This window comes from Sunxiuqinia dokdonensis (assembly GCF_001270965.1).
Classification (GTDB): Bacteria; Bacteroidota; Bacteroidia; order Bacteroidales; family Prolixibacteraceae; genus Sunxiuqinia; species Sunxiuqinia dokdonensis.
This window is the reverse complement of the sequence record NZ_LGIA01000003.1, coordinates 1-23,583: the sequence shown is the minus strand read 5'-3', so window position 1 is coordinate 23,583 and position 23,583 is coordinate 1. Positions and strand designations below refer to the sequence as shown.

Sequence of the window (23,583 nt, the reverse complement as noted above, 5' to 3'; positions counted from 1 at the left end):
TTTTTGGACAGCCTCATTTTTTTGCACCCACCCCGTCCCTCCCTACGTGTAGGGAGGGAGGAGCAGAACTTCGTTCTGCTAGGGAGGGTCAGGAGCTTATGGAATTGGCTCCAATACAATCTGCTATTTTCTGCAGAACATTTTTCATGTTTTCCAGCTCTTCATTTCTGATTCGTAAAACATGCAGGCCCAAGCCTGCCATGATCTCATCACGGGCGGCATCTTCTTCTTTTTGAAAATCATGGATTTTCCCATCCAATTCGATCACCAATTTTTTCTCGGCACAATAAAAATCAGCAATAAAATAGAGCGGTTTGTTGTTGTAGACTTGATAAATGATCGGATGTTGACGTAAGAATTTAAACCCACCTATCTTTCTTTTTCGAAGATTGGTCCAGAGAATTTTTTCACAAGGAGTCATGTTTTTGCGGAGTACACGTGCCCGGCTAATTGGCGTATGATCACTCATTTGATTGGTGTTTTCATGCAAGTTATGAAAAAAGAAGGCAATTGAGCTGCTCTGTTCTCCTGCTTTTCGCACCCACCCCGGCCCGCCCTACGCATGTAGGGAGGGAAGTCGCGGCAGGGTGGGTCAAGTTCTGTGGAGGAAGGGGCAGGAGCTTTGCCAGCATCGACCGCAGCTTAGTCGTAAAGGTAAGACCGCTGGTAGTTTTCGCCAAATCCCTTGTTTTATCTGCTGTTTTGGCCTCTTAAATTCGATGAGTTGAGTAAATGTTATGATATTTCAAACGAGAATTCCGGTGCATCGAGCGCTTATTCCGGTGCATCGAGCGCTTATCCCGGTGCATCGAGCGGTTGTTCCGGTGCATCGAGCGGTTGTTCCGGTGCATCGAGCGGATGTTCCGATGCATCGAGCGGTTGTTCCAGTGCATCGAGCAGTTATTCCGGTCCATCGAGGAGTTGTTCCGGTGCATCGAGCAGGCATTCCGATCCATCGAGGAGTTGTTCCGGTGCATCGAGCAGGCATTCCGATCCATCGAGCGGTTATTCCGGTATATTGAGCAGGCATTCCGGTGCGTCGAGCGCTTATCCTGAAGTGTTGAGTAGGCAGTGTAGGGGTGATTGAAAATAGACGAGGCGAAGCATCGAATGGCGCTCCAATGCTTGCCTCGTTCAGAAATTAATACTCCTTCACTTTTCCGGAGCCAACAATGCCCTGGTCAACCAGTGGATTGCCTTTGTAGGTTACATTTCCGGAGCCGGCAATGCGTGCATTCAGGTTTTTTACCGCATGCACATCGGCGCTTCCCGATCCGGCAATTTTCACCATGACATCGGTGGTTTCAAAGCCGATACCTTTAAAATTTCCTGAGCCGGAAAGGTTGACCGACAAGTCGTCGGCTGTCCCATCCCCATCAATTTTAATGTTTCCACTGCCCGAGATAGTCGCTTTCACCCGGTTTGCTTTTAAGTCGTTCAGCAAAATGTCGCCGCTGCCACTGACCGAAAGATCAAGGATCCGGCTTTCAATGGGCCCGTCGTTTTCAATGTTTCCCGATCCGGAGAGCGACAGTGCCCCAATTTCGGGTACCGTAATGTAAATCTCTATTTTGCCGGGGGTGAAATCTTTAAACAGGTAATTTTTGGCAGCAAAGCGGATGACCAGTTCGCGCCCTTTCACTTCGGTGATAATCTCTTCCATGGTGGATGATTTGGCCACCAATTCAACGGACTGTTCATCGCCTTGTTCTACATAGACATTGGCCGGAATCCGGACGGAAATTTCGGAGAAGGAAGACAGTTCGCGGAATTCGGTTTCGGCTTTGGCATGGACCGAAACGAACAAAGCGATGATTGTTACGAAGGTCATCAATTGTGTTTTCATCGTTTTCTTTTTTTTAATGATTCATGGATTACTTTGAAAAGACTTTTAAAATATCGAAAGGTTGCACGTCAGCCCTAAAAAGTGTTGGGGAGGCTTAGTTTACTCCAGGTCGAAAATCCCTTCCGGACATTGCAGTACCATCGTTTTGGCGTCCTCGTCCAGTGCGATCAGCAGTTCTTCGTTGAAAGGAACTAAGACCTCTTTGCCCTGGCACTGAATTTGAAACAGCAGGTTGCCGCCGTAATCTTCCACCCGCTCAATGGTTCCAATCTGGCCAATTTGCGGATCGGAGACGGAAAAGCCAACCAAATGGTGTACGGTAAATTCTTCTTCGGGCTCAACCAGGTCTTCTTCTTTTAAAAAGACGGATACTCCTGACAGTTTTCGGGCTTGTTCCTCATTGTCCACCCAATCGAGCTGAACAATGGCCGACTCGGCCGAACGGAAACGCAAGCCTTCGGGACTGATGAAAAAGGGAACCAACAGGCCGTCCAACTCCAAAAAAAGCGTGGGCTCGCGTTCGAGACTCAAATCGTATTGCGGCTCAAAAATCAGGGATAATGCTCCTTTGATGCCGTGAGGTTTCTGAAAATAGCCAATTTTTTGGCAGCTGTTTTTGTCGATTGTTTCCATGGCTCAAAAATAGCGATCTGCCCCGCGTGAAGCAAGCATCAGGCCGGATTAAAATGGCCGTGAGGCAGTGTCTGAACGTTCAGTTTGCTCAATGGTTTGATAAAATCGTTTGAAAGCCGTTTGGCAAGGCCAATGCTTTGGCTATTTTTGCAAGTAATGAACAAGCTTTTTGACATTCAGCAGTTTCAGCAGTTCGACAACATGGAGTTGATTGCCCGCGAAGTGGTTGAAGGCTTTATTACCGGCCTTCACCGCAGCCCGTTTCATGGTTTTTCAGTTGAGTTTGCCGAGCACCGGCAATACAACCAGGGGGAGTCGACCAAGCACATCGACTGGAAACTGTTTGCACGCTCCGACCGCTTGTATGTCAAGCAGTACGAAGAAGAAACAAACCTGCGCTGTCAGCTGGTTATCGACACCTCTTCGTCCATGTTGTTTCCCTACGAAAAAGGCCAGAACAAGCTATTCAACAAGCTGGCGTTTTCGGCATACAGCGCTGCCGCCCTCATATACCTGATGCGCAAACAGCGTGATTCGGTTGGCTTAACTTTGTTTTCCGATCACATTGAATTTCACTCCGAAAATCGCTTGTCGTCCGTTCACGCCGAATTGCTGTACGCAAAATTGGCCAGTCTGCTGACTGTAGGCAAAGACGACCTGCGCAAAACCACCAACACGATTGATGCCTTGCACCAGATAGCCGAGCAGGTACACAAGCGCTCGCTGATCCTGATTTTTAGCGATATGATGGGGGAAGGGAATGGCGATGATTTGTTTTCGGCTTTGCAGCACCTGCGCTACAACAAGCACGAGGTGATTCTGTTTCATGTGACCGATCACAAGCAGGAAAAGCAGTTCGATTTTCAAAACCGGCCCTACCGTTTTGTCGATTTGGAAAGCGGGGAGCAGCTTAAGTTTTCGCCCAACGAGTTGAAAGAAAACTACCAAAAGGCAGTTGATCGTTATTTCGAGGAGCTAAAGGTGAAGTGCGGACAATACCACATCGATTTGGTTGAAGCCGACATCAACGAGGATTTTAAACAAGTGTTGCACCAGTTTCTTCGCAAGCGTAAAAAACTCTATTGAATTTTCTTTTTCAAGGTGCAGCTGATGGGGTAGTGGTCGGAGAAGACCACCCGGTCGACCTTAAAATTATAGCTTTCAAACACCGGACTGTGCAGGATGTAGTCAATCCTGAATGAAGGTAATTTCCCCACGTAAGTATTCCCAATACCGGAGCCTGAGTTCACAAAAGCATCTTCCAGCCCTTGGGCCGCCTTGCTGTAGGTGTAGGAGACGGGTGTGTCGTTAAAGTCGCCGCAAACAATCACTGCATAAGGCGAATCTTGCACGAGCTGGTGCAGGGCCTCCGCCTGTTCGGTGCGCTTGATGAAGGCCTGCTTCAGCTTTGATCCGGTATAGCGTACTTTACGCAGGCTCTCTTCCTGCTTATCAAACGACAGCGAATCGAGCGATCTGATTTCGGCATCGGTAAACCGGTAGCTTTCCAAATGACAATTAAACAGGCGAATGGTATCCTGATCAATCAGCAGGTCGGAAATAAGAATCATGTTGGCCGAGTTTTCAAAATGAACCTCATCCTTTGCAATGATTGGGTAACGCGAGTAACTGACCGGTCCTCCGGTTTTGCTGGCATGCACAAATTTTAGCCCCGAATCATGCGAAAGCTTGCTTTTCTGTTGGGTAAATCGTCTTTGCCCCGAGGTGGTGACTTCCTGCAAACAAATGAGGTCGGCTTCCTTGCTCTGTAGGTATTTCAAAATTTCGTTGGCCACATTGTCTTCTTTGGTATCGACTTCGCCGTAAAAATTTTTCACATTGTAGCTGCTGATCACCAGACCTTCTTCCGTGGTTTCGCGCCCCGAAAGCTGGATGTAGTGGTTGAGGTGTCCGTAGCCCATGGCGATCGCCAGAAAAGACAAAATGGCAAAGCGTGTTTTTGAAAAGACCCACAGCACCATAAACAGCAAATTGACGAGTAGAAAGTAGGGAAAGGCCAATCCGAAAAAGGCAGGAACCCACCAAACCGCCGGACTGATTTTAGCTGAGAGGTAGCTCATCAAGAGTCCTGCAATGGCCAGCAAGTTGAAAAAGAGGAAGGTATTTTGAAAGAATTTTTTCAATGTGAGCATTCAATTTGTGAGAAACCGTTCTGACAAATATAAATAAAAGCAGAACAGTAAATCAAGCCCAATTGATCGGTTTGGCTTATTGTCCTGAATTTTTAAGCACGATGCTCCGGATCTTTTCAGGCGCTAATGTTGCTTGCCCAAATCCGGCCTGCTCCGCTGCCTCCAAATAAGGCAGGGAATGGAGATCGGTACCCAGGCGTTTGGCAGCATAACTTTCAGCCGCAACAATGTTCGGCGACAGCGTTAAAGTTTTGTACGTTTTCACACCTGAAGAAGTGACTACCCGGTAGGCATCGATGATGTTCAGCACCGGTTTTTTGTAATGCAGAAAGTCGAGCATGCTTTGGGTTTCCTGTGCTTGAAAGTTTTCGGCTTGCCAAACCAATCCCATCAGGTTGTGAAACGCGCCAAAGTATCCGTCTGGCGTTTGTGGCTGCACGGCCGGCACATTGATAATCAGATCGACCTCCTGCATGACCTGGTGAACCTTGGGACGCTTCATCACCTGCGCCTGGGGAATGTCAGTCTCAAAATAAAGGAATTCCTTGTCGCCGGGAAGAATCTTGGCGCCCGCATCTTTTACCACGCGCTCGATGCCGCTGTTCTTGTAGCATTTGGTCCATTTGTCCTGCGTTTGATCAACCAGGAAAACGGCGCGGGCACCAGCCTCGTAGCAGCGCTCAACCAAACGTTCGAGCAGCTCGGGATTTGTGTTTTGCCCGCTTTCGGGAGTTTGGTTCCAACGCATGGTGGGCTTGACTAAAATTCGCTGTCCCGGCGCGACAAAGCGGCTTAAATCGCCCAGCGCTTCCAGACCCAGATCGAGCATGTTGGCTGCACTTCCTCCGCGAACGATGGCCAATTCGGCTTTTTGTGCTGCTGTAAAACCGGGCAGGGCAAGCAGGCCTCCAGCTGCCACTAACGTGTGCTGTATAAATGTTCTTCGCTCCATTTGCTATGTTTTACGATCTGAGATAGCGGGCAGAAATCATGCGGTCTTTCCCTTGCAGATCTTTCTTTAACCGAACGTATGAAAATCCATTTTCTTTCAATAATTCCTGACATTCTTTTCCAAAGGCTTCGTTGATTTCCCATAAAACTTGCCCGCCATGGTTGAGATATTTGCTTCCGAAGATGGCCAAAGCCCGGTAAAAAAGCAGAGGATCGTGGTCGGGAACAAACAGCGCCCGCTCGGGCTCGTATTTCAGCACATTGTCGCTCATCGCTGCTTTTTCCGACTCGGTGACATACGGCGGGTTGCTAATCAGGATATCAATTTTGGGGAAGGAATCCGGCAGCAGCGGATTTAAAATGTTCAAGTGAAAGAAGGCAACTTCGGTTTGATTTAAGCCGGCGTTCATCCGGGCCACTTCCAGTGCTCCCTCCGAAATGTCGCAAGCCATCACGTGTGCTTTGGGCCTGTGCTTTTTCAGGCTAATGGGGATGCAGCCACTGCCTGTGCCCACATCCAGGATTCGACGCCCAGCCATCCTGCGCGATTTCAGAACCCAATGAACCAACTCTTCGGTCTCGGGCCGGGGAATCAAAACGCCCGGCTTCACCCGAAAGGGCAGTCCGTAAAACTCAGTTTCGCCTAAGATATACTGAATCGGTTCCTTGTTTTTTAACCGGGCCACGATCTGTTTAATCTGATCCTTCTCCTTTTTGGGCAACACTTCATCCTGTTTCAATACGAAATCGGTGAGGGTAAACTGTTTCAGCTGTCGGAAAATGATCCGGATAAAACTTTCAATTTCTTCCCGCGGGTAAAGCCCGTTCAATTCTTTTCGGATATCGTTGATGCTTGCCTGCATTTATTTGTATTTTTGGCAAAGTTAAGTTTTTCTGATGAACACAGCTGAAAAATACATGAACCGTTGCCTGGAACTGGCCCGATTGGGTGCCGGCGATGTTGCGCCCAACCCCATGGTGGGCTGTGTGATTGTGCACGAAGGCCGGATTATTGGTGAAGGTTTTCATCAAAAATGTGGCGAAGCGCATGCCGAGGTGAACGCCATCCGGTCGGTAAAAGACAAGTCGCTTTTGGCCGATTCAACCATGTATGTCAGCCTGGAGCCTTGCGCGCATTTCGGAAAAACCCCGCCCTGTTCCGACTTGATCATTGAACATCGGATTCCGCGGGTGATCGTGGGTTCGGTCGATCCGTTTGCCGAGGTGGCCGGCAAGGGCATTGAAAAAATGCGCCGGGCCGGCATTGAGGTGGAAGTGGGTATTTTGGAGCAGGATTGCCTCTGGCTGAACCGCCGTTTTTTTACCTTTCATCAGAAAAAAAGACCCTACTTGATTTTGAAATGGGCACAAACGCTCGATGGTTTCCTCGACATTGACCGCTCGCAAATTACCTTTGGACAACCCACCTGGATCAGCAATGAGCTGTCGCGGCGGCAGGTTCACAAGCAGCGAACCGAGGAAGCTGCCATTTTGATTGGCACCAACACGGCACTGAAAGACAATCCCTCGCTGACCGTGCGCGAGTGGCATGGCAATCAGCCCCTCCGGCTGCTGATCGACCGTAAAAACCGCTTGTCGAAGAAGCTGAGTTTGAAAGACCGTGCTTATCCCACCCTGGTTTTTACGGAGGAAGAAGTGGCGTCAAAAACCAACCTGGAATATGCGAGCATTGATTTTGAGTCGAACATCATTCCACAAATTTTGAAATGCCTCTATGATCGGGATATCCAGTCGGTGGTGGTTGAAGGTGGACAACATTTGCTGCAATCGTTTATCGATCAGGGTTTGTGGGACGAAGCGCACGTGTACTATGGCAACACCTTTTTCGTGAAAGGCGTGGCAGCGCCCCGGCTGCCGGTGGCTCCCATCCGGTCCGAAAACATGCACGACACCTTGCTTAAGTTTTTTGTGAATCCGGCTTAGCGGGTAGAATTTTATGGCGGGGGAGGGCAGTGGACCCATTCATGAGCATCATTTCCTTGTCCGCGAATAGCATGGACTGTTCCACGATCGTCATAGACTTGTCCACGAGATGCATGGAACACTTGCCGAAAGGCGTGGACTTATCCATGAGAAGCATGGAACGCTCCACGCGTATCATTTCCTTGTCCGCGAATAGCCTGGACTGTTCCAGGTTTAAATTGTAAGAAGTACGAATGCCTATATCGCCCGCGGGCCGTTTTCGATGATGGGGATTTTCAGGACCCGCTCAACATACTGGAAATAGTAAAACAGCTTGTGGTTAATCTCCAGACCGTAGTCAATGCGGGGTTCGTAGTTGATTTGTCCTTCGAGCAACTGCGAATTTCGCCGCCAGATGGAATGGTAGTTCCAGGCGTTGACATATTGCTGGTTCCAGTTCTCATAATAGCTTTGCGAATGGTACCACGAGGGCCTGCTGTAGGTGATGAACCAGCTTTCGAATCCGGGGTCCAAAACAATCAGTTCGTAGCTTACGCTGTCCTTTTCATCGTCTTCAGCAACTTCTTTCAGTTGAATATTTTTTGGTGTGCTGCAAGCTGCAAAAACAGCAAGCAGTACGATCAATAGTGCTTGTTTCATGGCTCCTGTTTTGTTTGGCTATACGAATAAAGCCTGCCGTTTGTTTATCAGACGAAAAATACAGAAATTTAGTTGGTCGATTAAAACCTCGCTTGAATGGTAGAATTTCTGAAGGGAGTTTGGGCCTATGCCCCGGGTACAATTACTGTGTTGTACTTTATTACGGTTATTTTTATCGCTGTTTTGATTGTTTTGGAAAACCGGAACCCGATTAAGACCATTAGCTGGGTGTTGGTTTTAGTCACTTTGCCGGTGGTCGGAATCATCATTTATTTGTTTTTTGGGCAGGAGTATCGGAAAAAGAAAATGTTTTCGAAAAAAGGCCTGTATTACCTCGATAAACTTCGCAAACAAACCCAGGCCCAGTTGCGCAGCCTGCCCGATAACGGATTGTTGATTGATGAGAAGGTGTTGGATAAGCGTCACCTGATCAAGCTGATGTTGTCGAATTCGAATGCCTTGTTGACCAGCAATAACGAAATCACCATTCTGAAGAACGGAAACGAAACCTTCCCGGCAATTTTTCAAGCGATAGACAAAGCGAAACATCACATTCACCTCGAATATTATATCATTGATGATGATGAACTGGGCGGACAACTCAAAGACTTGCTGATCCGGAAAGCCGCGCAGGGTGTTGAGGTGCGGGTGATTTATGATGATGTGGGCAGTTGGCAGTTGCCCCGGAAATACATTCATGAGCTGCGCGACGCCGGGGTGAAAATAGACTGTTTCATGCGGGTTCGCTTTCCGATGCTCACATCGCGGGTCAACTACCGGAACCACCGCAAAATTGTGGTGATCGATGGCGAGGTTGGCTTTACCGGCGGACTGAACTTCGCCGATCGCTACATGCACGGCACCAGGGTGTTGGGCCGGTGGCGCGACACCCACCTGATGGTGAAAGGCAGCGCCGCCACGTCGATGCAGATCGTGTTTATGGCCGATTGGTATTTTGTGTCGAAAGAAATTCTGAAAGGTGAGCGGTATTTTCGAAGTTTACCTCAAACCAAGGGCAAACTGATGCAGGTGGTGCCCAGCGGCCCCGACTCTGACTGGGAGAGCATCAGCCAGGCCTATTTTGCAGCCATCGCCTCGGCCCGCGATCGTGTTTATTTGGCCACGCCGTACCTGATCCCCACGCCGGATATTATTTTCGCCATGAAAACTGCCGCGCTGGGTGGCATCGATATCCGGGTGCTTTTGCCGGGATCTTCAGACGCTTTCTTTCCGAAGTGGGGAACCGACTCGTATATCGAAGAATTGCTGGATGCCGGGGTGAAGATCTATCGGTATAAACCGGGTTTTACCCACAGTAAACTGGCGGTGGTCGATGGTATATTCTCAACCGTTGGCACAGCAAACCTCGACTTCAGGAGCCTGGAAACCAACTTCGAAGTGAATGCCATGATTTATGATGAAGCCCTGGCCAGCCAGTTGGAAAGCTATTTTCTGGAAGATTTGGCCAGCAGCGAACAGTTGATTTTGAGCGAGTGGCAACAGCGCAGCAAGTACCATAAAGGGCTGGAGTCGTTTGCCCGCATTTTAAGCCCGCTGTTGTAATATCAAAATCGAATCCTCTTTTTTACAACGCCGCAGCTCCCTGCTATTCCTTCAGAATGAATTTTCGGCTGCTTGCTTGCCCGGCTGTTGGAAAATCATCGGGAATGGCTTGGGTAACTTTTCCTGTTGCGGCCCACTCCACACCGCGTGTAAATGAAATGATAAACCCGACACCTTCGCAGGAGTAGTCGTCATGTCCCAAGGTGGTATGAAAAGTTCGTCCTTCTCCATAATCAATCACCATCAGAACTGGTTCGTGTCGGTCGGTTGGCGCGTGGCCGGATTCATCCTTGCCGGTGGCTAAAATGGTCATGTTTTCCGCTGGGCCTCTCAGTTGCGCGTAGCATTCGTCTTTGGTTGTCAGCCATTCCGTGGGCATGCCTGCTGTTATCGGGTGGTCCTTTACACGAACCGTAATCGGAATCAGGTGTTGTGGGCCGTGCGACCCGGCAGGTCCCGGTGTGTGATCATGAATCAGTTCTCCCTCATTGGTGTAGTAAACGTAGGGGCCGTCTTTTTCATTCCGGTCTCCCCAGCCACCCAAACCGATCATTTTATTGTATTCTTTCCAGTTGGGGAATGAATTGTCTGCGGCGTGCACCGAAACAAATCCGCCTCCGGCTTTCATGTAGTCTTCCAGCTTTTTTTGGGTGGCTTCCGGCCAGTCGGCCGCCCGCCATCCAAAGTTTGAGATCACCACGTCGTACTGATCGAAGTCGGGTGAGAAATCAGGATCGGTTTTTGGTTCGTTCAAGTCTTGCGTTTCGCCCACTTGGGCCAGCGGCAGGAAGTCTTTTTCGCGCTCCGCTTTCCAGGTGTAAAAGGTTCGGTTGATGTCAACTTCAAACAAACCGGTTTCTTCCAGGTACTGTTTCATCATGATGGTCGATTTGGGCCAAACCTCATGATTGTTCTGCCCGTCAATGATCAACGCCTTCAGCTTGGCGGCTTGCGTGGTTAAGGAAAAACTGATCATAAGCAAAGCGGTGAATAGTGAATATGTTAATGTTCTCATGTGGTCAAAATATTGGTAAAAAAAGTTGTTGCAACAAATATATCATTTTTTATTGAAGGCCGACCTCCGGTAATTGCTGTGGCAGACGGGATTTGGAAACGGCATTGACGTTTTTACGGCAATTAAAAAAAACGCGTAATGAGTAATTGCCAACGCAAACAAAATAATTTGTTTTTTACGAATAATGAATCGATTATTTACGTACAATTGTACCGAAAAACATTTCAGGTTTAATCTTTTTAAAGGTCTGATCGTTAAGGTTCCTGAGTTGGTCAGTCACGCAGAATGTTGAAATTTTAATTTAAAAGCGCCAGTTAATCTATTGATCGAAATCAAAATATGCAATCCACATTAATTTTACTGGATTCGGTTACCCAATGGAAACCTTATTACGAAACGGAAACCATTACCACAGCGGCAGATTACCTTCAGAATGAAGATCTCAGTAACAAGCCACTTTTGGTCATCAATCTTTGCGAAAAACTCAACTATCATTCCGAAGGCTATTACTGTTCCTTGCTTGCACAGGCCCGGGGACACAAGGTTTTGCCCGATGTTGATGTGTTGAACCGGATCGAAAGTGGGGCAATCGCACGGCTGGATGACAGTTTGCAGAAAATAACCTATCGCTGGATTCAGTCGCTGAACCAGCCGGAGCAGGAACTCATTACGCTGGATATTTATTTTGGAACCTGTAACATACCCGAAATGAACAAGGTGGCCCGGTTTATTTTTGAGCATTTACCGTGCCCTGTTTTACGCGTATTTTTTGCCAACCGCCCCAAAAACCAGATTGAAACCATCAAGCCCTTAAGCTTAAATGAGCTGAGCGATGAACAGCAGGATCTGTTTGCTCAGGCCCTGGATAATTTCAGTAAGAAGGTTTGGCGACAGCCCCGTTCGCACAAGTCAGCCCGGTTCGACCTGGCTATTTTGCACGATCCGACGGAGCAACTTCCACCAAGCAACAGGGCCGCGCTGAGTAAATTTCTTTCGCAAGCCAAAAAAATGAACATCAACGCCGAGCTCATTACCGAAGATGACACCATCCGTTTGCTTGAGTTCGACGCCTTGTTTATTCGCCAGACCACCGCGCTGAACCACATTACCTACCGCCTGGCACAGCAAGCCCGGCAGGCCGACATGGTGGTGATTGACGATCCCCTATCGATTATTCGCTGTACCAATAAAGTTTATCTGAAGGAGCTGCTGGAACGCGAGGGTGTTCCAACGCCCAAGTCGAAATTGATCTTCAAAAATAACCTGATTTCTTTTAATGATATTGAAGCGTGCCTGGGCAACCCCATCATTTTGAAAGTGCCGGATGGCTCTTTTTCTGTAGGCATGCACAAGGTGAAGAATGAAGCGGAGTACCTCAAAGCCCTGGATGTGCTTTCGGAAAAAACTTCCGTGTTTCTGGCCCAGGAGTTTATGCCCACCAGTTTCGACTGGCGTATTGGCTTGCTCAATGGCGAAGTGTTGTATGCCTGCAAGTATTTTATGGCGCGCGGTCACTGGCAAATATACAACCACCAGGACAATGGCAAAACCAAGTCGGGCGCTTATGAAGCAGTGCCCATAGCCAAAGTTCCAAAGCATGTCATCCGCAACGCGGTGAAAGCCGCTTCGCTGATTGGCAAAGGCTTGTATGGTGTCGATCTGAAAGAGTTGGAAGGCCGCTCGGTGGTGATTGAAGTCAATGACAACCCATCGATTGACCAGGGCGTGGAGGATGCCATTTTGGGTGATGAGCTGTACCGCCTGATTTTACGCGAATTTTTATATCGTTTGGAGCAAAAACGTCGTTAATATGGAAACTTCAAAAGTGATGATCAGACCGGCAACGAAAGCCGATACCCCGGAGTTGTTTCGTATAGAGCAGCGCTGTTTTGATAGCGAAAGCTTTTCGAGGCGCCAGGTTAATTACCTGGCCATGCAGTCGTCGGGAAAATTTTGGGTGCTCACCGAGGGTGAAAAAATCGCCGGCTTTATTGTGCTGTTGCAGCGGACAAACACCCAGGCGCTGCGTGTTTACTCGCTGGCTGTTTTACCCGAGTTTCGTGGAAAAAAGTATGCGCAACAGTTGATGCAAAAAGCTGTTTTGCAGGCTCAGGAAGAAGGCAAAGACCGTTTGTACCTGGAAGTCAGTGAGCACAACCACGAAGCCATTCAACTATACCAGAAATTGGGTTTTGAGTTGACCGGAATCCGCCCGCGCTACTACCGGGATGGCAGCAATGCCTGTTTGATGGAAAAGAAGGTGGAAGCATAAGAGTTGATAAATACGATAAAAGGCCGTCGAAATCCAGACGGCCTTTTATCGTATTCAAGAGGTTGAAGAATTTAATGATTAACAATCAATTTGAAGGTTTTTCGAAGACCATCGGCATCGATCCTGAGGAAATACGTACCATCAGCCTGACCGGATAAATCAATCTCCAGGTCTTCGGTCAGCTTTTTACGCGTTTGCAGAATCGTTCTTCCTGTTACATCAAAGACAGAAACGTGTACTTCGTAGCCGTTGATATTTGAGGTTTTCAAATAGACTTTGCCGCTGGTTGGGTTCGGATAGACCTGAATGGTTGCCTCGCTTTCTATTGCGTTCACATCTGTCGGAAAGCTGATGCAAACCGAAAAGGCAACTGACACTTCCGCTCCTGCCAAATCAGTCGCTTTGGCCAATAGGTCAAAACATCCAATGGCAGGAGGATCGGCTATTGCAAGGAGCGAATCGTTTCGGTAAGCCAGCCAGGATGGCAACGCGTTTCCATCAGATAACGTAACGGCAATTTGTAGCTGATCGTCCGGATCGGCATCATCAAACAAAACCCCTGTTTCTGATGAAATCATCGTCATTAAGGTGTCCTTTGTTGTTTTCTCAACATCGGTAATTTTAGCAACCGCTGCCGGAGGATCGTTAACTGGTGATACGGTGAGTGTGAATGGCCTGTTGGTTTGCTGCCCGGTAGTCTCGTTGGTAAGCACCAAACTTAAGTCTGATTCTCCATAGGCATCAGGAATTAGATTCAGCGTCAGGCTTCCGGTTGCTTCCCCCGAAACATAATCCAGGTTGTAGGAATCGATGAGTGATTGATCAACATCAACCAAGGCAAGGTTCAATGCATGATTTTCGCATTCAAGTCCATCTGCAATTCCCGACAGCTGGATCGTTACCGGAGCAGCATCTTCTTGAAGCGATAGGTCAGCGACCGCGTCAATTAATGGTAGCGTAGACAAATCGGACTCCTTTACAGTGAGCGAGAGGGTCACCAGGCTGTCGCAACCATTGACCGCAGAGAAAGTATGTTCATAATCTCCTGTTTCGGTATAGGTTTGTCCCCCAAATTCATAGCTTTCCCCTTCACAGATTGTCGCTTCCTCGCTTTGGCTGAATTCCGGATTTACATTCAATGTTAAGGTGACGACGCTGTCGCAGCCATTGGCCGAAACGAATGTTTCGATGTATTGGCCCGCGGCTTCCAGACTTTGCATTCCAAAAGCGTACGGCAGTTCGCTGGAGCAAATTGTAACCGATTCTGTTTCCTCATATTTGGGATTCACAGTGAGCATTAAAGTAACCAGACTGTCGCAGCCATGCACAGTGCTGAAAGTATGCTCATACTGGCCGTTTTCTGTGTAGGATTCCCCGTTGTATTCGTAGGTGCTTCCTTCGCAAATACTGGCGTTTATGGTTTGATGATCGATTGGATTAACGGTCAATTTCAGATTGATCAGGCTGTCACATCCATGAACTGATGTTAATGTGTGCAGGTACTCACCGCTTTCGGAATATGTTTCTCCATTAAAATCATAACTCTCTCCTTCACAAATATTTACTTCTTTCAGCTCTTGGTAAGCCGGATTCACCGTCAGTTGAAGCGTAACCAAACTGTCGCAACCGTGAATTGTTTGAAATGTCTCGGTATAGGTTCCGCTCTCAAACAATTGTTGTTCGCCGAACAGGTAGGGTGCTTCTGACGCGCAAATCGTTACCGGAGGGGTTCCGCTTGCGTATAATTTCACGTCATCAAAATAAATCATGCTGTTACCGTACAATTCAACCGAGGTGGGTGTTACACCCGCTAGCCAAGGAAATTCAGAATAAGTTTGCCCGCCTGCGGATCCGGTGCTTAATTGGTTGTTGATGTAAACCTGATAGGTGCCTGCTTCTTGGTCGCATTCCATTCTTATGTGGTACCAGGTGTCAGCCAGGGCAGCTTGCAAAATGTATTGTGTGCCATAGCCGCCGGAATTGCCTGAATAGTTATAAGCAATCAGGTTGCCTTCATAGAACTCGACCCGCACAAGGAACGCACCCCAGCTTCCAATCGAAGGATTCCCAATTGCTAGTCCCGACCTTCCGCCGGTTAGCACGTTTTCTGCCCGCATCCAGCCTTCCAGTGTCACTTTATCCGGGATATTGGCTACCGGTTTACTGAGATTGGCGGCCCAGCCCGATCCGGATACCTGGAAGGATTGGTTCCCGTTTTTTACAGGTTCATTCACCACTTTTTGGTCGGCGGTGCCCGTGCCATTATATCTTATATTCCATCCATCGGGCACGGTGTTGAGCGCATCCTCCTCAAAATCATCATCTACTCCTTTGTAATCTGTTTCTGCCGGATCGAAGTTATACGTGGGATGCACCTCCAGACTTAAAATAACCGTACTGTCGCAGCCGCTTTCGGATGCGAAGGTTTCAGTATAAGTTCCACCTGCCGTGATTGACAGGCTGCCGAAGATGTAGGGCAGCTCACTGTCGCATATTTCCGCGGATTCTTCGTGAGTATAATCTTGGTTTACCTTGACAGGCAGCATTTTTGTATGCTCCTTGCCGCTTTCCGAATCGGTGGCAGTCAAACTGATGGTAAATTCTCCGGCTTCAGTGTACAGATGCTCTGGTTCGAATTCAACCGAACTTGTTCCATCTCCAAAATCCCAAAACCAGGTGTCGGCATCGCGGCTGTCATTCACAAACTGGATGGCAGCATTGGCACATAAGTTACTGCTTACAGTGAAGTCGGCTTCTGGTATCGCTATTTTTGTTATGCTGTCGGTGGTGACAACACTCCATTGTCCGGTAATGTCCTGAACCTGCAGGTGTAGTGCATGTTTTCCTGCGGGTAAGGAGGTCAGATCCAAATCGTCAGACAGGCTAAGTGCGGCGACAGCATCAGTCAACACCGTTTCAACAGCTTGAGCAAAATAATCGTCGAACCAGTATCGATACGCTGCAATTTTGTTGTTGACGGGTGCGCTTTCTCTTTTAACAAACAGCTTGCTCAATGTGCTGCTGTACCTGTTGTTTTCATCTTTGTAGCGGATGTTTAACAAGTTGACACCATCAGGCAGCATGGATGCTTGCAGGCTGGCTGTGAGCTGTTGCTGATCCGAAGGTGAAATTGAGATGATCTGCCTGGATTCGAAGTCGTTGTTGAACCAGGTTTCGTATGCTACCAGCTGATTCTCCGATGCGAGTGAACCCGCGTTGTGCAGGAATATTTTGCTAAACGTAGCACTAAATATTCCATTTTCATCCTTCGTTCTGAAATTGAAAACATTAACGCCATCGGGCAGCGAGCTTGCCTCAATGTCCGAAGATAGCAGGTGCCCGTCTGATGGGGTCAGACTCACCACTTGCTTCGATTCGTAGTCGTTGTTAAACCAGTATTCGTAGTTGATTAGCTTGCCTTCGTCTGAAAGTGTGATTGGTTTTTTGAAGAACAGTCTGTTAAGGGTGGAGCCAAACAAACCCTGTTCGTCGCGGTATCGAATATGGAACAGATTAACGCCATCAAGCAATGCAGATACATCGAGAAGCTCATTGAATTGATGTTCGACAGTGGGAACGATGCTCACGAGCTGTCTTTCTGAATAATTGTTGTTGAACCAATATTCGTAAGCGTTTAGCTTGTTTTGAGCAGGCGCTGAGAACCATAACCAGACAAAAAGGAAGCATACATAATAGGAATAGATCCTTTTCATGATTTTATTTGTCTTGGGCAGTTACTTGTATGATTACGTTCAGTTTTCCGTCAGCATCGGTTTGAGGGGCAATTGTTGCAGATACAAAATGCGGATTGGAAGGAACCGCGCCTTCCTTATAGGGATAGTGCCCGCCATAAATTCCAACCTGGGTGCCATCAACGCCTAAGTAGCTTGCCGGAGCCTGAAGGTGATAGTTGTGGGTATAGTCGAAAACGTTGCCTGTTTGGTCCATAAAAATGCTCGCTACCGGAACATTGGTATAGTTGTTTTCTAGCGTCGGTGTGTTACCCCAAAACGGATCGGTCTTTGGCGTGATGTTGTTTCTAATGATATTGCTATTTCCTGAAATTTCGCGGTCTGAAGTCCTTAAAAAGATGTTGTTTTCTATGGTATTGTTATCTCCAATCAGCGTATATCGATAAACGGTGCTCGAATAATTGCTCAGGAGAAAAATATTGTTTTGAAAAAGGTTACCATAGCTCCCATTGATTTCGCCATTGAAAATGGAATTGAAGATTCCTGCGTTTTGCGTATTCTCAAGCCGCAAGGTTCCCTGCACCACACAGTTTGTCACCATCAGGTTTAATGTGGGATTTGACTGATCACCACGAATGTATATTTCGCCTTGAATGCGACAATATTTAATGACGATTTGATTGACGGATGCGTTAGCTGGTGTTGATAGGCTTCCGGTAAGGTCGATCCCTTCCATGTGAAAGCCATCAGCGTTTTCGTAAAGACTAATACTCCCCGAGATAATCGTTTTCCCGGTTACGGTAGTTGAATCAGGATAATGGCCTGCACCGTAAATTAACAGCTTTTTGTCAATTGCTCCTGGCGTTGAGAATCCGCCTCCTGGTAAGTAAATGGTGTCTCCGGCAATCGCTGCATTGCAAGCATCAACAAAGGCACCGGTTCCTGTGAAATGCTGGATTCCGCTTGAGGAGTGCAGCGCGACTTTCTGTGCTCCGACAGTTAGGGTGAACGCAATCAACGAAACAATCAAAGTAAATTTTTTCATGGTATTAATTTTTGGGTTTATTTTATTGTCAAATCTATTCAAAGAGGTACTTTCGAACTGACTAAATCGTAAATTTGTTGTGTCAAAATGTACATTTGTATTGAAAACCTCTTTTTGATTTTCAAATGGTTCGTGAAATAATAGTACTTACTCCAATTTATGTTTCCTTATTTTGGTCCTTTGTGTTTCTGACCAGTGTTTTTTCTGCGAACAAAGCGCGGTTTTGGCTCGGGATTTTCATGTTGGTGGTTGCCGTTTTGTATTCCTGTCATGCTGGCTTTTTTATGGGCTATTCCAATTTCTATCTAAAAGTGGACAGTTTGTATTTGCTAACCGGCTTGTCGGTTTTTCCACTCTATTATATTTACGTGAGGTTGCTCACTTGCGATGTTGGATTAAAATGGTCTTATCTTGTTCATTTTATTCCTGCGGTGGTATTATCTGTTGTTTTGATTTTTCTCACGTTCGATGCAAGTTTTGGGGAACGGCAAGTCTATTATTCCGAGGTGCTGGTTCGAAACCGGTGGCCCGAAACGCAGTCACTGATCATTCGGTCCATGGCTTTTGTGTTCTTTGCCAGCCGGTTTGTTTTCGGATTTCAGGTAATTGGTTATTTGGTTGCCGGTTATTTGCTGGCAAAAAAATACGACCACCGGATTGCCGACTTTTATTCTAACCTGGAAGGAAAACAGTTGATTTGGGTCAAGCTGTTGACGGTTTCTTTTTTACTGACTTCGATCGCCAGCCTGGTGGTTAATGCTATCGGGCGTGGTCTTTTTATGACCAATGACCTGGTTTTGGCTGTGCCCTCGGCTTTGTTCAGCACGCTGTTTTTTATTATTGGGCTTCAGGGAAATAAGCAAGATTATACAATTCGTTCACTTGTTGAGGACGAAGGAGAAGACGGGGTTGTTTCTTCTGGATTAGACCCGCGTCATGATGAACTGAAAGTTGGCGTGATTAAAATGCTGGAGACAGAGCAATTGTATCTCGCATCTGAGCTTCGGATAACAGAATTATGCAAGGTTCTGAATACAAACAGAACCTATCTGTCCAATTTGATCAACAACGAGTTCAAACTCAGCTTTAACGATTTGATTAATCTGTATCGGGTGAAGCACGCTGTTGCGCTGATTGAAGACAACAAAACTTCTGATCTGTCATTAGGCGACATTGCCATCGACTCCGGATTTGGTTCTCTCAGCTCATTCAACAGGGCCTTTAAAAAAGTGAAGGGAGTAACTCCCGGGCAATATCGAAATGAGGTGAAGATTTCGAGGGGAAAAGCCGGTTTGTAGGAATCGGCAGAATCCCTTCTCTTCTTTTTCCGATTTATAGAAAATCCCCCAAAAATATTAACTTTGTGCCCTGAAATTACAGACTGATTTTATGACGGATAACAGGTACATGGCACGGGGCGTTTCGGCATCGAAAGAAGATGTCCATCAGGCCATTAAAAATATCGACAAAGGATTGTTCCCCAAAGCATTTTGCAAAATTATTCCCGATGTGTTGGGTGGCGATCCGGACTGGTGCAACATTATGCATGCTGATGGCGCCGGAACCAAATCTTCGTTGGCTTACCTGTATTGGAAAGAAACCGGCGACATTTCCGTGTGGAAAGGCATTGCCCAGGATGCGCTGATTATGAATATCGACGATCTGCTTTGCGTCGGGGCAACCGACAATATTTTACTGTCGTCAACCATCGGCCGGAACAAAAACAAAATTCCGGGTGAAGTCATCGCCGCCATCATCAACGGGACCGATGAGCTGTGCCGCGAGTTGCAGGAAATGGACGTTGGCGTTTATCCAACCGGGGGCGAAACCGCCGATGTGGGCGATGTGGTGCGAACCATCATTGTTGATTCGACGGTGACCTGCCGCATGAAACGCGACGATGTAATTTCGGCTGACAAAATCCAGGCTGGCGACGTGATTGTCGGACTGGCCTCGTTTGGTCAGGCTTCCTACGAAAAAGAGTATAATGGTGGCATGGGCAGCAACGGGCTCACTTCGGCCCGACACGATGTGTTTGCCAATTACCTGGCCGGGAAATATCCCGAAAGTTTTGATCCGGAAGTGCCGGCTGATTTGGTGTACTCGGGCAGTAAAAAGCTGACCGATGCCATTGAAGGACTCGGATTGGATGCCGGGAAACTGGTGCTTTCACCCACGCGGACTTATGCTCCGGTGATCAAAAATATGTTGGATCATCATCGAAAAGATATTCATGGCATGGTACATTGCTCGGGTGGCGCTCAAACCAAAGTGCTTCATTTTGTTGACGGAATGCATGTGATTAAAGACAATCTTTTTCCGGTTCCGCCGCTTTTTAAACTCATTCAGGAAGAATCGAAAACCGACTGGGCCGAAATGTACAAGGTGTTTAACATGGGCCACCGCATGGAAATATACGTGAAACCAGAACTGGCCGAATCGATTATTGAAATATCAAAGTCATTTAGCATTGATGCACAGGTTGTTGGCCGGGTGGAAGCTTTCGAAGGCAAAAAACTCACCATCAAATCTGAATTCGGAACGTTTGAATATCACTAGCTTTTTTAAAGCGCCCATTCCCGCGAAAGCGGGAATCTCATGAGAACATGACAACCTTTTACGTTTACATATTAGCCAATAAACCCAACGGTGTTTTATATGTTGGAATGACAAATGAATTGGAGCGTAGAATTGCAGAACATAAAGGAAAACAGATTAGAGGGTTTACGCACAAATATAATATTGACAAGCTGGTCTACTTTGAGGAATTTGAGACGTATGATGAAGCTTTTCAAAGAGAGCGGCAAATGAAAAAATGGAAACGGGACTGGAAGATTGAAATCATAGAGAATAAAAATCCGGAATGGAAGGATTTAGCAAATAATTGGTATTAAAAAACAGATTCCTGCTTTCGCAGGAATGGAGCAAAAGAAAATATGGCAGACCATTCAATATTAGAAAAATACGAAGCCATCCAGCACCGGCTGGATGAAGTTGGACAGCAAATTACCGATCCGTCGGTGATGTCTGACATGAAGCGCTATGTGAAACTGAGCCAGGAGTACAAACGCCTGGAATCCTTGGTGAAAGCGTTTAAAGAATACCGGAACCTGGTTGATAATATACAATCGGGCAGGGAAATGCTGGCCCAGGAGTCGGACGAGGATATTCGCGAAATGGCGAAGGAGGAAATTGAAGCCAGCGAGGAGCAACTTCCCGCCAAGGAAAAGGAAATTAAACTTTTGCTGGTTCCGGCCGATCCCGAAGACAGCAAGAATGCCATTCTCGAAATCCGTGCGGGAACCGGGGGCGACGAAGCCAGCATCTTTGCCGGCGACCTGTTCCGGATGTATACCAAATACTGCGAGAAAAAAGGCTGGCGAATGGAAGTCACCAACCTGAGCGAAGGAACATCGGGTGGCTACAAGGAAATTGTGGCCAATGTGTCGGGCGAAGGTGTTTACGGAGTTCTGAAATATGAGTCCGGCGTTCACCGCGTGCAACGTGTGCCACAAACCGAAACCCAGGGTCGGGTGCATACTTCTGCCGCTTCGGTGGCCGTTTTGCCCGAGGCGGAAGAATTTGACATCGACCTGCGGAATGAAGACATTCGGCGCGATGAGTTTTGCTCGTCCGGCCCCGGCGGACAATCGGTGAATACCACCTATTCAGCCATCCGCTTGACGCACATTCCTACGGGAATCGTGGTGCAATGCCAGGACCAGAAATCGAAATTGAAAAACCTGGATAAGGCGATGACCGAATTGCGCTCGCGGATTTACAACATGGAACACCAAAAATACCTCGACGAAATTGCATCGAAACGGAAGACGATGGTTTCCACCGGGGACCGCTCGGCAAAAATTCGAACCTACAACTGGCCGCAGGGTCGGGTGACCGATCACCGCATCAACCTGACGTTGTATAATCTGCAAGCGATTATTGGAGGCGAAATCGATGAGATCATCGAAAAACTGATGGTGGAAGAAAACGCTGAAAAACTGAAAGAAGCTGAAATTTAGAATGCGTTTCGAGTTTCAAGCTTCGTGTTTTGTATTTAACTCGAAACTCAAAACTCAAAACCCGCAACAAAAAATAAAATGAACCGCGAACAACTATTTGAACAAATCAAGAAGAAACGAAGCTTTTTGTGTGTCGGATTGGATTCTGATATCCTAAAAATTCCGGCACACCTGAAGGAAACTTCTGATCCGATCTTTGCCTTCAACAAGGAAATTATTGATGCCACCCAGGATTTGTGTGTGGCCTACAAACCCAACCTGGCTTTTTACGAAAGTTTGGGTGTTACCGGTTGGGAAAGCCTCGAGAAAACCGTTCACTATATTCGTCAAAAATACCCGGAGCAGTTTATTATTGCCGATGCCAAACGTGGCGATATTGGCAATACGTCCAATTTGTATGCCCGTGCCTTTTTCGATCGCATGGATTTTGACGCCGTCACCGTGGCACCCTACATGGGCGAAGATTCGGTGAAGCCCTTTATGACTTACCTTGACAAATGGGTGATTCTGCTGGCGCTGACTTCGAACAAAGGGGCGGCTGATTTTCAGTTCCAGAAGAATGAAGCAACGGGCGATTTGTTGTATGAATCGGTTCTGAGAACCTCCCAGCGATGGGGCAACACCGACAATATGATGTACGTGGTTGGTGCAACCAAAGCCGAAAAGCTGGAAGAAATCCGCGAACTGGTGCCCGACCATTTTCTGCTGGTGCCCGGTGTTGGTGCGCAGGGCGGAAGCCTGGAAGAAGTGGCTAAATATGGGATGAACGATCAGTGCGGTTTGCTGGTGAACTCGTCGCGCGCCATTATTTATGCCTCGGCCGAACCTGACTTTGCCGAAAAGGCCCGCGAGGCAGCAATGGATGTTCAGGTCGATATGGAAGAGTTACTGCTGGAAGCGGAATTGTTATAAACATTTGTCGCAAAGGATATTGATAGACCGGAGTTCAGAGCGAGCTTCGGTTTTTATTTTTTAGGAATGGTTATCGGTGGGGCCAATTAAACCGATCAGTTTGTTGAACTGGGTTTGGCTCTCCTTGTTTTTGGATTGCAGCCAGCAGAATAACCCAAGTGGATTGAGAACGGGCATGGCGATTTTGCTTTCAAAATGGCTTGCCCACCATGCCCGTTCATTTGCTCATACTAAATTAGTCCTTTTAACATACCGTGATAGTACATGGGTTTCAGTCCGTGTGCCTTCAGAACCCACCACATGCCACGCTCCACTCCCGGATCAATAAAAGGAATCGTTGGCAGGAGTTTTTTGTCGTAGCCAAACTCACACATCAGCACTTTCCCATATTCAGTGACAATTGGGCAGGCTGAGTAGCCATTGTATATTTCTTCCGGTTCCTTGCCCTCCATAACGGAAACAAGGTTTGAAGCGGCAATGGGCGCCTGCATACGAATGGCTGCCCCGGTTTTGCTGGTTCCCAGGCCTGCCGTATCGCCAAGAATGACGACATTCGGATAGTCCGGACTGATCAGCGTTTCCTGATTGACTTTGGCCCAACCGCTGTGCCGCAAGTCCCCTTCGGTAATGGCAAAAGCCGAATTTCGCACAAAATCAGGCGTAGCCATCGGAGGAGTTACGTGCAGGAAATCGTAGTCAACCGTCAATTGCTCTGTTGTTTCAGTGATGGGTAATTGGGCTTGGGTGGGTTCGTCCAGTAGTTGAAACACCGCTTTCTTTGCCGCAGGGTCTACCGCGATCAGGCGGTGTTTAAAATGAGTCGAAATTCCACGTTCGTCATACAATTCCGCCAAACGATCACCAAAAATTTTGGGTGTCATCAAGTTGGTCGAATT

The 23,583-nt window shown here is 47.5% G+C and carries 21 protein-coding genes and 1 pseudogene; 10 read left to right on the top strand and 12 right to left on the bottom strand.

The genetic code is table 11. The features are described 5' to 3' along the window. Positions 1-88: 88 nt before the first annotated feature. From NC99_RS00235 to rimM, 4 genes are all read right to left on the bottom strand, one after another. Positions 89-469 (bottom strand): endonuclease domain-containing protein, encoded by a 381-nt coding sequence (locus NC99_RS00235; protein ID WP_053178646.1) that lies wholly within the window; start codon positions 467-469, stop codon positions 89-91. Positions 470-710: 241 nt separating this feature from the next. Continuing rightward, complete coding sequence (locus NC99_RS21750; protein WP_157624302.1) at positions 711-998, bottom strand: hypothetical protein; 288 nt, start codon at positions 996-998, stop codon at positions 711-713. 143 nt (positions 999-1,141) lie between these two features. Next, positions 1,142-1,846 (bottom strand): head GIN domain-containing protein, encoded by a 705-nt coding sequence (locus tag NC99_RS00230; RefSeq protein ID WP_053178644.1) that lies wholly within the window; start codon positions 1,844-1,846, stop codon positions 1,142-1,144. A 99-nt stretch (positions 1,847-1,945) separates the two neighbouring features. Further along, positions 1,946-2,479 (bottom strand): ribosome maturation factor RimM, encoded by a 534-nt coding sequence (rimM, locus tag NC99_RS00225; RefSeq protein ID WP_053178642.1) that lies wholly within the window; start codon positions 2,477-2,479, stop codon positions 1,946-1,948. A 156-nt stretch (positions 2,480-2,635) separates the two neighbouring features. On the opposite strand from rimM, the gene NC99_RS00220 reads away from it, so the two are divergent. After that, entirely contained in the window at positions 2,636-3,565 is a 930-nt protein-coding gene (locus tag NC99_RS00220; protein ID WP_053178640.1) for a DUF58 domain-containing protein, read from the top strand. Here NC99_RS00220 and NC99_RS00215 read toward each other — a convergent pair. The 3 genes from NC99_RS00215 to prmC form a co-directional block, all read right to left on the bottom strand. Continuing rightward, the gene (locus tag NC99_RS00215; protein ID WP_053178638.1) at positions 3,559-4,632 is read right to left on the bottom strand and encodes an endonuclease/exonuclease/phosphatase family protein; all 1,074 of its coding nucleotides are present in this window, start codon (positions 4,630-4,632) and stop codon (positions 3,559-3,561) included. The genes NC99_RS00220 and NC99_RS00215 overlap by 7 nt on opposite strands. 76 nt (positions 4,633-4,708) lie before the next feature. Next, the gene (locus tag NC99_RS00210) at positions 4,709-5,584 is read right to left on the bottom strand and encodes a DUF362 domain-containing protein (RefSeq protein WP_082326232.1); all 876 of its coding nucleotides are present in this window, start codon (positions 5,582-5,584) and stop codon (positions 4,709-4,711) included. Between the two features lie 10 nt (positions 5,585-5,594). Next, positions 5,595-6,446: a peptide chain release factor N(5)-glutamine methyltransferase gene (gene prmC, locus NC99_RS00205; protein WP_053178634.1), complete on the bottom strand. Its 852-nt coding sequence runs from the start codon at positions 6,444-6,446 to the stop codon at positions 5,595-5,597. Positions 6,447-6,480: 34 nt separating this feature from the next. Here prmC and ribD point away from each other — a divergent pair, with 34 nt between their 5' ends. Further along, on the top strand, positions 6,481-7,527 hold the full coding sequence (gene ribD / locus NC99_RS00200; RefSeq protein ID WP_053178632.1) for a bifunctional diaminohydroxyphosphoribosylaminopyrimidine deaminase/5-amino-6-(5-phosphoribosylamino)uracil reductase RibD: 1,047 nt from the start codon (positions 6,481-6,483) through the stop codon (positions 7,525-7,527). A 237-nt stretch (positions 7,528-7,764) separates the two neighbouring features. On the opposite strand, the gene NC99_RS00190 is transcribed toward ribD, so the two are convergent. Then, a complete protein-coding gene (locus NC99_RS00190) occupies positions 7,765-8,166 on the bottom strand; it encodes a DUF6146 family protein (RefSeq protein ID WP_053178628.1) in 402 nt (133 codons plus the stop codon). 96 nt (positions 8,167-8,262) lie between these two features. Here NC99_RS00190 and cls point away from each other — a divergent pair, with 96 nt between their 5' ends. After that, positions 8,263-9,729 carry a cardiolipin synthase gene (gene cls / locus NC99_RS00185; RefSeq protein WP_053178626.1) on the top strand — a complete coding sequence of 489 codons (1,467 nt, stop codon included), beginning with the start codon at positions 8,263-8,265 and terminating at the stop codon, positions 9,727-9,729. Between the two features lie 43 nt (positions 9,730-9,772). Here the strand turns inward: cls and NC99_RS00180 are convergent, their stop codons facing one another. Continuing rightward, positions 9,773-10,744: a ThuA domain-containing protein gene (locus tag NC99_RS00180; protein ID WP_053178625.1), complete on the bottom strand. Its 972-nt coding sequence runs from the start codon at positions 10,742-10,744 to the stop codon at positions 9,773-9,775. A 339-nt stretch (positions 10,745-11,083) separates the two neighbouring features. On the opposite strand from NC99_RS00180, the gene NC99_RS00175 reads away from it, so the two are divergent. Continuing rightward, the gene (locus tag NC99_RS00175; protein WP_053178622.1) at positions 11,084-12,553 is read left to right on the top strand and encodes a RimK family protein; all 1,470 of its coding nucleotides are present in this window, start codon (positions 11,084-11,086) and stop codon (positions 12,551-12,553) included. A gap of 1 nt (position 12,554) precedes the next feature. Beyond that, positions 12,555-13,016 (top strand): GNAT family N-acetyltransferase, encoded by a 462-nt coding sequence (locus NC99_RS00170; RefSeq protein WP_053178620.1) that lies wholly within the window; start codon positions 12,555-12,557, stop codon positions 13,014-13,016. A gap of 71 nt (positions 13,017-13,087) precedes the next feature. Here NC99_RS00170 and NC99_RS00165 read toward each other — a convergent pair whose 3' ends face one another. Both NC99_RS00165 and NC99_RS00160 read right to left on the bottom strand, forming a co-directional pair. Continuing rightward, entirely contained in the window at positions 13,088-16,729 is a 3,642-nt protein-coding gene (locus NC99_RS00165; RefSeq protein ID WP_082326231.1) for a T9SS type A sorting domain-containing protein, read from the bottom strand. A 4-nt stretch (positions 16,730-16,733) separates the two neighbouring features. Then, positions 16,734-17,753 (bottom strand): right-handed parallel beta-helix repeat-containing protein, encoded by a 1,020-nt coding sequence (locus NC99_RS00160; RefSeq protein ID WP_053178614.1) that lies wholly within the window; start codon positions 17,751-17,753, stop codon positions 16,734-16,736. 182 nt (positions 17,754-17,935) lie between these two features. On the opposite strand from NC99_RS00160, the gene NC99_RS00155 reads away from it, so the two are divergent. From NC99_RS00155 to pyrF, 5 genes are all read left to right on the top strand, one after another. Continuing rightward, positions 17,936-19,051, top strand: a complete 1,116-nt coding sequence (locus tag NC99_RS00155) for a helix-turn-helix domain-containing protein (RefSeq protein WP_053178612.1) — start codon at positions 17,936-17,938, stop codon at positions 19,049-19,051. 91 nt (positions 19,052-19,142) lie between these two features. Continuing rightward, on the top strand, positions 19,143-20,312 hold the full coding sequence (locus NC99_RS00150; protein ID WP_053178610.1) for an AIR synthase related protein: 1,170 nt from the start codon (positions 19,143-19,145) through the stop codon (positions 20,310-20,312). Positions 20,313-20,359: 47 nt separating this feature from the next. Further along, positions 20,360-20,647, top strand: a complete 288-nt coding sequence (locus NC99_RS00145) for a GIY-YIG nuclease family protein (protein ID WP_053178607.1) — start codon at positions 20,360-20,362, stop codon at positions 20,645-20,647. Between the two features lie 42 nt (positions 20,648-20,689). Beyond that, positions 20,690-21,775 carry a peptide chain release factor 1 gene (gene prfA / locus NC99_RS00140; protein ID WP_053178606.1) on the top strand — a complete coding sequence of 362 codons (1,086 nt, stop codon included), beginning with the start codon at positions 20,690-20,692 and terminating at the stop codon, positions 21,773-21,775. 78 nt (positions 21,776-21,853) lie between these two features. Next, positions 21,854-22,687 carry an orotidine-5'-phosphate decarboxylase gene (pyrF, locus tag NC99_RS00135; protein WP_053178603.1) on the top strand — a complete coding sequence of 278 codons (834 nt, stop codon included), beginning with the start codon at positions 21,854-21,856 and terminating at the stop codon, positions 22,685-22,687. A 230-nt stretch (positions 22,688-22,917) separates the two neighbouring features. On the opposite strand, the pseudogene NC99_RS00130 reads toward pyrF, so the two are convergent. Beyond that, positions 22,918-23,583, bottom strand: a pseudogene (locus tag NC99_RS00130) (hypothetical protein); the annotation flags it as partial.